General features: G+C 35.6%; 11 protein-coding genes and 2 tRNA genes. 7 read left to right on the forward strand and 6 right to left on the reverse strand.

The window, feature by feature from the left end:
- Positions 1-9 precede the first annotated feature (9 nt).
- The 3 genes from V7O62_RS02080 to V7O62_RS02090 all read left to right on the forward strand — a co-directional run bounded on the left by V7O62_RS02080 (position 10) and on the right by V7O62_RS02090 (position 3,994).
- Entirely contained in the window at positions 10-342 is a 333-nt protein-coding gene (locus tag V7O62_RS02080; protein WP_406657364.1) for an HNH endonuclease, read from the forward strand.
- Entirely contained in the window at positions 335-2,995 is a 2,661-nt protein-coding gene (locus V7O62_RS02085; protein ID WP_406657365.1) for a DNA polymerase, read from the forward strand. The genes V7O62_RS02080 and V7O62_RS02085 overlap by 8 nt, the downstream gene beginning before the upstream one ends.
- An 81-nt stretch (positions 2,996-3,076) precedes the next feature.
- On the forward strand, positions 3,077-3,994 hold the full coding sequence (locus V7O62_RS02090; protein WP_406657366.1) for a hypothetical protein: 918 nt from the start codon (positions 3,077-3,079) through the stop codon (positions 3,992-3,994).
- A gap of 113 nt (positions 3,995-4,107) precedes the next feature.
- Here V7O62_RS02090 and V7O62_RS02095 read toward each other — a convergent pair.
- Positions 4,108-4,191 (reverse strand) — tRNA-Leu (locus tag V7O62_RS02095).
- 81 nt (positions 4,192-4,272) lie between these two features.
- On the opposite strand from V7O62_RS02095, the gene V7O62_RS02100 reads away from it, so the two are divergent.
- Positions 4,273-5,028, forward strand: a complete 756-nt coding sequence (locus V7O62_RS02100) for an MBL fold metallo-hydrolase (protein ID WP_406657367.1) — start codon at positions 4,273-4,275, stop codon at positions 5,026-5,028.
- A gap of 94 nt (positions 5,029-5,122) precedes the next feature.
- Here the strand turns inward: V7O62_RS02100 and V7O62_RS02105 are convergent, their stop codons facing one another.
- The 4 genes from V7O62_RS02105 to V7O62_RS02120 form a co-directional block, all read right to left on the reverse strand.
- Positions 5,123-5,665, reverse strand: a complete 543-nt coding sequence (locus V7O62_RS02105) for a DJ-1/PfpI family protein (RefSeq protein WP_406657368.1) — start codon at positions 5,663-5,665, stop codon at positions 5,123-5,125.
- A gap of 827 nt (positions 5,666-6,492) precedes the next feature.
- Positions 6,493-6,565, reverse strand: a tRNA-Gln gene (locus tag V7O62_RS02110).
- Between the two features lie 59 nt (positions 6,566-6,624).
- The gene (locus V7O62_RS02115; RefSeq protein WP_406657369.1) at positions 6,625-7,026 is read right to left on the reverse strand and encodes a hypothetical protein; all 402 of its coding nucleotides are present in this window, start codon (positions 7,024-7,026) and stop codon (positions 6,625-6,627) included.
- Between the two features lie 15 nt (positions 7,027-7,041).
- Positions 7,042-7,365 (reverse strand): DUF2551 domain-containing protein, encoded by a 324-nt coding sequence (locus tag V7O62_RS02120; protein WP_406657370.1) that lies wholly within the window; start codon positions 7,363-7,365, stop codon positions 7,042-7,044.
- 146 nt (positions 7,366-7,511) lie between these two features.
- Between V7O62_RS02120 and V7O62_RS02125 the strand changes: the two genes are divergently transcribed.
- Positions 7,512-8,015 carry a hypothetical protein gene (locus tag V7O62_RS02125; protein WP_406657371.1) on the forward strand — a complete coding sequence of 168 codons (504 nt, stop codon included), beginning with the start codon at positions 7,512-7,514 and terminating at the stop codon, positions 8,013-8,015.
- Between the two features lie 1,280 nt (positions 8,016-9,295).
- Here V7O62_RS02125 and V7O62_RS02130 read toward each other — a convergent pair.
- A complete protein-coding gene (locus tag V7O62_RS02130; protein WP_406657372.1) occupies positions 9,296-9,775 on the reverse strand; it encodes a hypothetical protein in 480 nt (159 codons plus the stop codon).
- 1,064 nt (positions 9,776-10,839) lie between these two features.
- On the opposite strand from V7O62_RS02130, the gene V7O62_RS02135 reads away from it, so the two are divergent.
- Both V7O62_RS02135 and V7O62_RS02140 read left to right on the forward strand, forming a co-directional pair.
- A complete protein-coding gene (locus V7O62_RS02135) occupies positions 10,840-11,964 on the forward strand; it encodes an MFS transporter (RefSeq protein ID WP_406657373.1) in 1,125 nt (374 codons plus the stop codon).
- Positions 11,965-12,069: 105 nt separating this feature from the next.
- On the forward strand, positions 12,070-13,515 hold the full coding sequence (locus V7O62_RS02140; protein WP_406657374.1) for a sulfatase-like hydrolase/transferase: 1,446 nt from the start codon (positions 12,070-12,072) through the stop codon (positions 13,513-13,515).
- The last annotated feature ends 3 nt before the right edge of the window (positions 13,516-13,518 follow it).

Genomic DNA, 13,518 nt, shown 5'->3' on the forward strand with positions numbered 1-13,518 from the left:
GTGATAGCTATGAACAAAAATGCATATGAAAAGTACCTTAAAAGACAAAAGAAGGGAGGAAAGCCACCTATTGCCTGTGCAGTATGTGGAGAAGATAATAAGGCTCTCATCGAAATGCATCATGTAGATGGGAGGAATAACTCTGATTGGGAAAAGCCCCTCTGTTTGAATTGTCATAAAAAAATAACATCTGAACAGAACAGGCTTGGTCCAAAAGTAAGGTCTAAAGAAGCATCCTTACAGAACAAGAGAGCATTCAATATTATTTCTATTGGGGCTTTGTTAAGAGAGCTTGGAGACCGTTTGATATCTCTTGGAATGGAGATGACAGTCAGTGTCTAAAATAGCTATAAGAGGGTATACTCAAAAGGTCAAGAACTCTAAGGGTTATCCATCTTTTAACCTTTTTGACACTCCTTTAAGGCATGCTAGGGTATTGGTCTTTGATACAGAGACAACCATAGACCAATATCAGAACCTTAAGATAGGATATTTTAAGATATATCAGGATGGCTATATTCAACACTATGGGTTATTCTATAATCCAATTACCTTAACAGACATAGAGGTAGAGACATGCAAAGCCTATAGCGATAGACAAAACATCGCCCTCTATACTCTTAAAGAGTTTATAGACATAGTATTCTATGAGGAAGTCTATAACCTGCATAGCCTCTGCATAGGCTATAATCTTGCCTTCGATATAAGCAGATTATCTAAGAGTATAGGCATATCAAGAGCTAAGAATACGGGTGGCTTTACTTTTACTTTATCTGAAAATAGATACAATCCTCCTATAATCATAAAAAAGCTAGGGGATGCTTATAACTTCAAGTTTACTACTACCAAGCAGAACAAAGGAAAAGATTATTTTTCAGGACATTTCCTTGACGCTCAAAAACTAGCTGAGATCCTGCTCCAATCAAAACGCATTTCTCTTAAAATGGCAGGAGAAAAACTCAATACACAAATACAGAAAATGAAAGATGTTGAACACGGGAAAGTTACGAAAAAATACATAGACTATCTGATTCAGGATGTAGAGACTACATACGAAGTATATGAAAAGCTCGTAGCTGAATTGAATATTTATCAAATAGATATACCGCTAACAAAAATATACAGTTCTGCATCAATTGGAAAATACGCTCTTAAACAGCTAGGTATTGATTCTTTTCTGTCTCTTAATCCTGATTTTCCATCAGATATTCTTGGAAATATCATGACCTCTTATTTTGGTGGTAGGTGTGAGTGTAAGATACGAAAAGAACCTGTAAAAGTTACTACTCTTGATTTTACAAGCATGTATCCAACCATTACAATGGAAATGGATTTATGGAAATTTATTATTGCTGAATCTCTTGAGATACAAAATGTTACTGATGAGATAAGTAGAATGCTTTCAAAAGTAGACCTTGCATATCTACAAAATAAAGAGAATTGGAACGACTTTGTTGTGATGGTTAAGATTCAGCCTGATAGCGATATAATGCCTGTCAGGATGGACTATAAAGGCTCTGGGACAGGCTATAACGTAGGTATTAACTATCTTAGTTCTGATTCGGAGCTATGGTATGCTTTACCTGATGTTATATCTTCAGTAATCCTTACTGGAAAAGTACCTGAGATTTTGGAAGCTGTCAAATTCGTTCCAAAAGGTATCCAGAAGAGTTTAAGAAAGTCTCAGATTCTTGGAATTGATATAGACCCTTCAAAAGATAATCTTGTTCAGGCTCTCGTTGAGGAAAGACAGAAGATTAAACTAAGAATGAAGTCACTTGAAAGTGAGGATTCCGAATATCAAGCCCTAAAAAGTAGAGCACAAGCAATTAAGATTCTTGTTAATGCAATGAGCTATGGAATATTCATAGAACTGAATCCAGAGGATAAAAAAAGTGCTATTCAGGTACATGGATTAGATAGTTTTGAAACTTCAGAAAATAGATTTGAGAAAGCAGGTAACTATTATCATCCTCTGCTAGCTGTTATGATTACTTCAGGTTCTAAACTGTTCTTGGCTATGGCGGAAGCTAAATGCAAAGAACTTGGTTCAGTTCATGCTTACATGGATACTGATTCTATCTTTGTCCCTCCTGAACATGCACAGGAGATTATAGATTATTTTCAACCTCTTAATCCTTATAACCTTGATATTGACCTACTGAAGCCTGAAAAGGTCGATATGTGGTCTTATGGCGTATCATCAAAACGTTATGCTCTTTACACTTATGATAATGGAAAGATTAAGTTCATGGAAGGAGAACGGTCTTTTAAACTTCATGGTTTAGGACATCTGACAAACCCATTTCCAAAGGCTGTCGGTGATTGGCAGGCTGAAATATGGGAAGATTTGCTTAAGTTGCACTATGGGATTATATCAGAACTTGATATTGAAGAAAAGTATTCTAACCTGTATGCTATTTCCAAACTTACTGTTAGCACTCCAAATGTATGGAAGAGATTTGATAAACTCAATAAAGGGAAGCCTTGGGAGAAGCAGATCAAACCGTTTAATTTCTATCTTGTAGGGTTTCAGACAATAGAAGAAAATGGGAAAACAGTAAAGCCTTTAGCTCCTTTTTCAAGTGAACCACAGAGTATTGTTTATGAGCCTTTCATTGATTATGAAACGGGAGAGATAAAGCAAGGATCTCACTATTTCAAGCAACTTAGCAGGACAATTATAGAATATGCCAATCATCCTGAATCTAAGTTTGATGGGGAAACAGGAATACTTGAAAGGAGAAATGTTCAGGCTGATTCTGTTGTTTATATCGGCAAAGAAGCAAATAATATTGATGAGCAGGCTCTTGATGTGAAAAAGTCTCAAGCGTTTATCAACAAAGAGAACATAATGCAGAAAATACTCAATCTATCTGTATCTGAAGCAAAACCATTGGGAATTCCAAAAACAACACTATGGGACATGCAAAAAAGGATAAGAAGAACAGGAAAGTTGAATTTGAATACTCAGGCTGTAAGGAGATTACTATAAAGTCAAATATGTGGGATATATGATTTTATTTGTTATTCATATCTAGATATATTTATAAGTATTTACAGTTATTTAACTTCAATGAGTGATGAAATAAATATGGATTTTTTATTGAATACAATAAAAAATTTATATGATAATTTTAAGAAAACAAATGAATCTATAAGAAAATATAATTCTGAATACTATGTCGAAAAGAGTGAAAGTCTCATTTTTCTAGATAAAGTGATGAAGAAATCATATGAGCATATAGTCAATAGTTTATATCAACAGAATTTTGATGATTATGCTGATTATGTTATTACTTTAAATGATAAAGTAAATCGATTACACAAGATTTCCTTATCTGAAATAGCACATAAAAAACTGAAACAAATTGAGTTTGAAATAAAGAATCCTTACTTTTACAATAGTTCACGCAAAGAATTTAGGAAACTGAAAAATCAGCTAAGTGAACTTGATTCCAAAGCTTTTAGTAATGTTGGTATTTTAGAGTCTACTATATCCGAATATCAGGGAATGATCTCTAAAATAGAAACTCTTGAAGATAATCTTGAAGACGAGAAAAAATCGGGATTATATAACTACTTGCCAAAAATAGCCTATGTTTTAGTCCCAATTCTAATCAGTATAGAGGGAATGATTTTAGCTGAATACATAACTTTTAATCCCTATATTCCTCTTGTTGGCTATATTTTAGTTTTGTTTCTAGCATATTGTATATTAAAATCACCCAATGATTTCAGGATTTTATACAAGGGTTCAATGAATAAAAAAAATATATTTCTTCACTTGCTACTATCAGGAGCAATTATAATCTATGGTACAATTGCCTTTTCTGCAGTGTTCCAAAACTTCACATTAAAACTTTTGTTCATAGGTATGTTCTTAATTCTTACTTATGTATACTTGAGTTTTATTAAGCTAGTTATAACAAATGAGAAGAAGTATATAATTGAGCATGAGTTTGACAAACTACATGAAGAGTATTTACAATGAAAAGTTTTTATTCAAAATACAAAGTTCACTTTTTTTAATTTGTAAAATCGAAACAATTACAATTCATAATGAAAGTTCGGTTTTTTGACGTTACCTATATCCCGACGCGTAGGTGCGAGGGGAGGGATTTGAACCCTCGAAATCCTTCGATACTGGATCTTAAGTCCAGCGCCTTTGACCAGCTGGGCAACCCTCGCAATAAGAAGAGTATACTTATATCAGTACAGTTGAACACCTGATAAATACAATTAAGTTACTTAAGCCTTATTATAGCAAATATGAAGATTACATTTCTCGGAACAGGGGTCGGGATACCCCAGATCGGAAGAGTTCAGTCCGGGCTTATCATGGAAATGGATGGGACTCCGGTATTATTCGATTGCGGTTGCGGTGTTCTTGTAAGAATCGTAGAAGCGGGATATGAGCATACGGATATTGGGAACATCGTATTGACTCATCTGCATCTTGACCATGTGGGGGATGTGCTGGCGCTGCTCAAGGCCAACTGGTTGATGGGTAAGACAGACATGCGTATTTTCGGGCCGCAGGGGACACAGGAATGGTTTGGTAAGGTCATGGAGACCTATGACTACCTCAAGGGGAATTTCGAGGTTGAAATAACCGAACTCGCCGGAGGCGAGACATTCACATTTCAGGGAATCGATTGTAATATCACCTGCACACCAACCATTCACAGCACTACTTCCCTGGCATATCGTGTAGAATGTGGGGGAAAGTCAGTAGTCTATACAGGCGACACCGAGCCGTCGGAGTCAGTATTTGAATTTGCCAGGAATGCCGATATCATGATACATGAATGCTCTTTCCCGGTGAACTTCGAAATGACCAACCACACTACTCCGGACATGTTTATCGAAATGCTGGAACAGACTCAACTTCATGTAAAGCGGCTTTTCTTCACTCATCTGTATCCTCATATGAAGGGACATGAAAAGGAGACTTTGGACCACATAAATCAATACTTTGAGGGCAAAGTGACAATAGCCTCGGATTTAATGGAAATTGAGGTTTAAAAGACCGGGCTGAAGTTTAAAGTTGAGTTTGTTAGCAGAGAAAAAAATGCAATAAACAAAACCAAAAAAAGATAGTACCGACAGATTCGTCGGTTCATGTACTTGAAAGGGCTTCCAATACCGCTTCACCGAATTTCTCTGCGCATTTAGGGTCACGGCCGGTAACGATATTGTCTGAGATGATAACTTCTTCATCCTTATAGATGGCCTTGCAGCTCTTAAGTTCCTTGATGCAGTCGTCATCCTTGAAAACCGTGGCCTTCTTGTCTGTAAGAACTCCGGCCTTTGCCAGTACAACAGGAGATATACAGATCGCTGCAACAACTTTTTCATGTTCAATAGCATCCTGTACAAGTTCATGGAGCTTTTTGTCAGACCAGAGATATTCCTTTGAACCACCACCACCTGTGATGACTATTGCATCATAGTCTGCTGCGATGGCATCGTCTATACTGATATCAGGTTTTATTTTCCTGCCAAGAACTCCTTCAGCCTCATCTGTGCTATTGCTGGCCACCGTGACATCAATATCCATATCCTCAAAGATCTCTCTTGGTTCAAAGAACTCTTCATCCCTGAAATTGCGCTGGGCTACAATCATTAATATTTTTTTATCCTCTAAATCTCCTGAACTCATATTATCACTTAATATCTAATTATTTTTAGCTTGTTTTCAACCTTCCCTCCACTTTATACAGCAGTCGCCATTGTTAGTGTTCAAGAAATAGATTTATTTTCTGATACTTATACGTAACGCGTTTGTATAAGCAGAAGGAAAGTCTCTTATTGATGTCTATTCAGAATTTCCGGCATAGTTCCAACAAAGATTTGATGTGTAGTATTTTTCTGCTTTATTTTGTGTTTTATTGTAAATCGCTTAATCTCATAATAATGATGCTCAACATATATCATTGTATAGATATATTTATATAGTTAAAAATAATACTATGATTTGCAGTCACACAATCTGAAGATCGGAGTGGTTGCAGACTATTTGGTGGTACAATATGGATTTACCGGAAACTGCTGAAACGAAAAACGAATCAAAATGAAAGAACGATAACAGGTCAAATTGTTGCCTCTCTCCCTCAAAAAAACATGATCTGTTATCGTTCACTTTTTCGGCAGTAACAATATAGTGGAGTATGAGCGAGTGGGGATGTGTCCCTTTTGGGACGGGGTTGTTGTCAAAACAGGGTTATTGTCAGAGAATATGGAAAGCAGTGCTCTGCTTTCCATTCCATTCCTATCAATGTAATTATGATGGAGAATTGTAATCTTCGAATCTTTATTCAGGATTAATTGTATCTTGGCAAAAATAGCTTTCATCTGTCGATATGTTACATAGTATCCTTAGAGTATCATTTCTTAGAGTGTCATTTTAGCAAACTAGATTTGTCTGATATAAAAACTGAAAAACTCATAAAACATTAAACTTTGCACTTTAAAGCAAAAAAAGTTTAGTAGCCCGGCACGGATTCGAACCGAAGTTGCGGGATCCAGAGTCCTGCATGATTGACCACTACACTACCGGGCTTCGTTGAAAGCATTCCTTAATTGCAATCGTTACATATTAAGATATCGGTTGAACTGTTGTCACAGACTCTCCGGGTTCTCGTTCAGAACTGCAGTCCACCACCATTTGGCCATGTCAACAAGATCCTTGCTGAACTGTCCTGAAAGCCTGTATTCTCCATTACGATTGGAAATCAAGCCGGCTCCAAGCAGTTTGTTGCGCATGGAGTAAAAAGAAGCACGTCCTATATCTAATTCTTCGAGCAGTTTTTGCCACTCATTTGTTTTTATGGGGTCGCCACTTTTCTGGCGTTCTTCGACCATTATCAAGAATTTCTGTCCTCTGACAGCAGTTGCTTCTTCCTGAAAGAGTCGTCGCATTAAATTATAATAAGGGTCACGCGAGTGAGTTATACGTGCATTTGCATCGGAACGTATAACTATCGTCGTGGAAGTTCTTGGTGCGTTTTTGACTATTGACATTGTGATCAGATAAGATCAGGCAGCACTATTCGACGTTTTAGATTCGAGAGCCTTTTTGATAAGATCTACATACTCCTCCTTCAAAGAATAGACTATTGGAGTTTTGTAGGATTCCTTGTGGGACCTCAGCACACCAATTTTTGAGTAAATATACCCTACCATTGATGCAATTGCACTGCGTGAGATATCATATTTCTTTGTAATGGAAGTATGTAATTCGTCAACAGTGATTTCTTTTGTGTCAAGGAACTTTGACAAGATAAAGCTACGAAGACCATTTACATCAAGTTCGATAAATCGTTGTAGTCTTCGTTTTATTTTTGATCGAATTGAATCCACAGTCACACCTCAAGCTATTTTAATATAGCATGTTTTTATATGATTGTCTATCTATAAATAGGTTTTTAAATTTTTGTATCATGATAACCTAAAAAATCTTATAGGATATTAGCATAAGACCTATTCTTAGTTCTTTCGGTGATTCTATGTCTTACACATATGATCCTAAAAACAACATCCTGTTCCATAAAAAAACGGAACTCTCTCTGGACGGCCTTGAGCAGAATTTCATTGGTGCATGCAGTAAATGCAATGCTGATGTTATTAGCATTAGTTATCACACCAATGGTGATCATACTGCAGTTGCCGCCAAATGTACAAACTGTGGACAGATGTACGCTATCATATATGATGCGTTCTGGAACTGGATAGGTGAACATTCAATTGATCTCCGTAATCCTTATGGTGCTCCTTGCCAAGAGCCAAATTCCATAACAACCACTGGTGAATGTCAGGAAGTACTTAGTGATGATTTCAAAGATTTGCAGTCAATCCCAACAAAGAAACTCCAAACTGTATTCACTCCTGCTGAAATCGAGACCATGTTTGCCAAGGCCGCCGGTAAGAAGCACGTTCGCCAATATCTGTACAGAGCTCGTAAAAAATATGATGATTTCCAGGAACTTTTTGGTATTTATTTGAATATCTGAGTTATTGAAACTTTTTTGAAAACGGAGTAAAATTAAGAAATTGAAAATTACTTGGAGTGTATGATACACTAAAATATATATTTTATTGAGTGTAAATCTGTGTAACTATTAATAGTTACATTTAATTGTTATTAATATATAAAAATATATTAATATAAATTATTAAATAATATTGTGTTAAAAAAGTGAGATGTTGTTTAATAAATAAAGGAATTAATATTACTATAAGTTATTGTTTAGCTTTTTTTGCTAAAATAGATAGAAAATTAGCATTATTTTAAGACTATTTTTATATATTAATTTTTAATGCTTTGACTATAGACTCTTCAATCCATAAATGCTCATATAAGCATAGCAAAAAAATTAGAAAAAATTAAATAAGTGAATTAATTTGAACGTATATTTTTTGTATAATTTTAATTTTAAAATAGGCTGTTTTTGCATATTACATTGACTATGAGAATGGATATGACTCAAAGTGACATTATACGATTCTCAATATTTTTTTGCAGATAATGGGGGGGTTGTAAGTCAACACCCCTCTATCACTATAGTCTTTGGAATGGTCAGGTTGAGAAAAACATACCCATTTCTCGAACTGTGTAAATCCTGTCTATAGTATATGGGAATATGCTATTACCAGATATCCCAAAATTGGCCGTTTTCAGGGATTTTCCTAAAAATGTGATCAATAGAATAGATGTAAAAAATTGTAATATGTAATTAATACTTTCACATCTTAATAAATTATGCAAAGTAAAGTAAATATTACTACTAGTTATTGAAATAAAAAAGATTATTACAAAATTGAGGATTTTGTCAGGAACTAAGCCTCAGAAAATCACCCCTCAAAATAAATATTGCGCAGATTTTACTTTACTATTTTCGGCCTGCAACCTCTATACTAAACAGTTCAAAAGTATTATTATAAAAATAGCGTTAATTTATTATTTTGCACTTTTTGTCTATCTTAAAAAAATACTACAGTTTAATTTAACTTTGTGCAAAAATTAATGCGAGCTTAACATTGAAAGAATTTTAAGATTCCTGGAATCGCATATACTTCAGTATATAATAAAAATTTTGTTAAAATGTAACTATGAATTGTTACGCCCTATCTTATTTGAGAGTGACTTTGAAGTTCTCGCACGAATCAAATTTCAATTTTATTTTGCTAAGTTCATAGCGAACCTTCTATTTGTTTTGAGCTGTAATCCCTGTGGCGGGTAACTGTAGAATCACCCTTTCGCTGAGGTGGTCAGAAAAAATTATATAGTTTTTCAAAGAAGTGACAACATTCCAATAGCATAGATACCCCATATTATTAATGCGGTATAACTATACCACAAATATTTATAAATTTTATTAGTCTGTGATTTTTTTGGCACTATGCGAATTGAAACTAGAACTACAAATGTTACTAAAAGATAACCTATGGCTGCTAAAATATCAGAAACAAAGAGATCTCTATAAGCAAATGAGAATACAAGGGAGAAAGAAAACGAACTTGCTACAACACTCTCAACAAAAAACGCAAAATTTGGATTTTGAGAAACTAACCAGTCAGAATAAAGTAAAACGGTAGACAAAATAAAGGTAAAGAGTACCACATAATATAAATCGGGAATGTTTGCTACAGCATAGAGGGGACTAGCGAGTATTAACCCCATTAGAATAAGAAGTGTTTGTAGGAGACGATCTCTTTTTTCTAGTTTGCTCCTTTCTTTTTCATACCTGCGTGAAGGATATCTCGATCGCATAGGAGATAGTGTTTGTATAAAATATTAAAACTTTCCATCAGTTTATTCATATAGTCTTTACGGCGCAAGCTAACTCATAAAATCATAAACATGCATCTATTTCATACTGATAAATTTATGGCGATGTTGTAAGTTAACACTCTTAAGTTGTTATAGTCTTAGTAATAGTCTTGTGAAGGATAATATGCTTTTTTGGTTAACTATCCATAGTTAAACAATAGATTATAATAGCTCTCACTTTTTTGCAAAAGGTTGTGAATTAAGTATTTTTTCAAGAAAATACAAATTTAAATTATTTATATTATGCTATTTTTATAATTATGTGTTGTGTTTAGATTTGATAGACTATAGAATAGCAATTATATATTATAAATATAGTAGTAATTAATTGGTATTATTACTAAAACTTAATATATCTAACAAAAAAATTAGTTTTTCTTGGATTTTTTAAATTTTAACTCTAAAAATAATTGTAATTACTCTTAAAAAAACACTAACGAAATAAAATTTAACAAGTTATTATATACTATAGTATATATTTTAATAATCTTGGATTGTAATTATACACGATTACTTTCTAATTTTACTTCTCACGTACAATAGTAGCTTATTTATTTTTTATCATTTGATATTATGGGAAATAATTGTTAACTTTTAATCATAGTATGGATGAAAATACTCATGCAAATTCCATCTTTTGCTACTGTAAATTTTTTTGCTGAAACATGTAGCAATTAAAATTAAAAATCTCAAAATCTTACTTATGGTTTCTATACATATAAAAAAATAATTTACTATCGTCTCAGTTTTTTGCTCGTAATGTATACTTGACTATCTGTTCAATTCTATCATAGATGTAACTTTTTAGTATTACTAAATCAATTTTAATAAATAGTCAACTGTGCAAAATTTATTATTTAATTTAAATAGTACATTTAAGTCAAAAAATATCAAAAGTCATATAATTTTGAAGAAATATGTCCGCAAAAAAACTGAGACTTAATGCCCACAACAAAAATTATTAACCTTAGAGCCTTTCAAACCTGAAATAAAAGGGAGAAGAAATGGACAAAAACAGGTTTTTGCTTTACTCAACCGTCTTTCTGATAATGGGGTTATCGAATGCGGTTATACCGGTGCTGCCGGAAATTGCTGCCGGGAATCATGGGACATATGGAGCTTTTGCATCCAGCCTGCTGTTTTCCGGGTACTTCATAGGAGCATTGCTTACAATGTTGCCTTTCGGTTTCTTTTCAGACAGATATGACAAACTGAAATTCGTTGTTCTGGCCATTCTGCTGACATTTGTTTCAGGCTTGACACTTCTCCTTGCTCAAAACCTGTACATCCTTGTGATAGCAAGGCTGGTCGAGGGTGCTGCATGCGGAGCATTTTTTCCGGTGGCTTATGCAATCCTTTCCGAATATAAGCAAAGGAACCGGTACATAGGCGAATTCAGTTTCCTGCTGAATGCAGGACTGGCATTGGGAGTCGCCCTGGCTGGTTATCTTGCACAGCAGCACATCAAAAGTGGTATTTTACTGTTCACCTGCATCGCAGCCATACTCCTTGTAACAGGTACAGTAATACTTGCAGGAAGAAGCCCTCCTGAAAAAAAGAGGGTTCCCAATCCCGTCAATCGACCGGATATTGGCAATATAGCTAGTAATTTCACAAACAGCAGGTATCTTCGCATATGGATTATCACCTTTCTGCTCTTTGGATTGACAGGAGTAATTATTGCATTCTATCCGGAATACAGTCAGGACTTTTTAAGTAAAACCGCACTTGGGATCTCCATAGCCGCACTTTATGTAAGTGCCATGATAACCAATATCGTAGCTGGTCGCCTGGACCTAAAATATAATACCATGATCAGGGTAGGAATAATAATAGCATCCATAGGTACCTTGTTTTCCATCTATTATCCTATACTAGGATTCACTTTGATAGGCATTGGTTCCGGAATCGGTTTAATCGGTTTGCCAGTGGCAGTAGCCCATATGAATATTGAAAGAGGACTTGCAATGGGTACCTTCAATACCTGCACCTATACAGGTCTGGGACTGATGCCAGTATTCACAGGAATATTCCTTGGAACCCTGGGATTTGAAACGATATTCATCATCAGTGCAATACTCCTGTTCCTGTCCCTCTTCCTGAAAGACAGATTAAAAAGTGAGGCTTAATGTAAAGCCTCACCGAATAGAGAATGTTAAACTCTACATCTTTCATTGTGCAAAAAATGACTTTAAACAGAAAGATTATTATATTCACCTTCCCTCAATACATTCATGAGAACCCGAAAAACGAAGCTACGGGAGCTTAACTCTTGCATACTTATTCTCTTGTTATTGTTGAACATATTCCTGCAGCCTGTAAGTGCATATTCTGTAGTGGAAGTAAATTCCGTCAACACCCCTCACGGAGCGGTCATTCTCATTGTTGACGGTCTTGGTTCATCTTACATCTATCCTGAATTCACGCCCTATGCACTTGATAACAGCGTCATAAGCAAAGCCAGTACACCTAACCTGTCCTCCATATTTGATCAAAGCTGCAGGATACTTGATGTCCGGGCCCCGCAAACCTATACTGAAGCAGGTCATTCAGTCCTGGTAACAGGTTATTCTAAAGCACTTTCTGAATCAGTTTCAGGATCAGGCACAACAATCTATGACGTAGTACATGAATATGATTATCTGACCTTTGGCATCATGGAAAAAGGTGATTTCTCATCAATTTGTGCCAAACAGAATGCCATCGTACACGACACTACAAACTCAATCAATGAACCGGGAATGGTTGTGGACACCAATATCCATGAACTTACCAATAAACAGGTTTCAATGGATGTTGCCGCTCTCATGCAGGATAATATTCTTACATTGAACTCAGAATTGGGCAAAAGCAAGGAAGGATCTCAGGAAAGATATGATACATACAATAGATGGGGTATTGAAACCGCAATAGAGCTCATAGACTTTATGCAGGCTAATTATCCCGATCATCCCTACCTGCTTACTATAAACGTCGGTGCCGTTGATTCTGCAGGGCATTACAAGAAAGACAGCGGATATATTGCCACAATCGAAGGACTCGATGCCTCATGTATGCCCCTGTATCAAAAATGCATCGAGAACGATCTGGCGTTCATATTTACTTCCGATCATGGAATGGCCTTTGCAAGTGCTGGTTCCAGGGGAGGTCATCAGTCCGACAAGTATTCCTGCACCGATGAAGCACAAAGGGTGCCTCTTGTTATATCAACAACAGATGTCGAAAAATCCGTAATCAAAGGTGAATTCGGGCAGGAGGATATCGCACCCACTATACTGGAAATTCTCGGTCTCCCTGGAGAACTAAGGTTTTCTGACGGGGAAGTTATCGAATTCAAGGATCATGCAAACCTCAGGATAACCATTCCTGGGGAAGGAATGATTAGTATAAAGATGGATGATACGGTCATTTCCGAAGTTTCAGCATCTGATGACTACCTGTTCAGGGGACTGGAAACAGGACATGACTATATTGTCAGTTTCACTTCTGATGACACTGGCATCCAGCTTGAAAAAGAAATTTCCCTTATAAAAAGTGAGACCATTGACTTCACGTCTGCAGCAAACATCCCCGAAAATGATATATTCTTCCAGAATCCACGTTACTTAATGGGGGGTACTCTAATCGGCATAGTAAATATTGCGGGATTAGCCCTCATAAGGAAAATATTAAAAGAATAGGTG

Source organism: Methanolobus sp. ZRKC2, from assembly GCF_045291185.1.
Classification (GTDB): Archaea; Halobacteriota; Methanosarcinia; order Methanosarcinales; family Methanosarcinaceae; genus Methanolobus.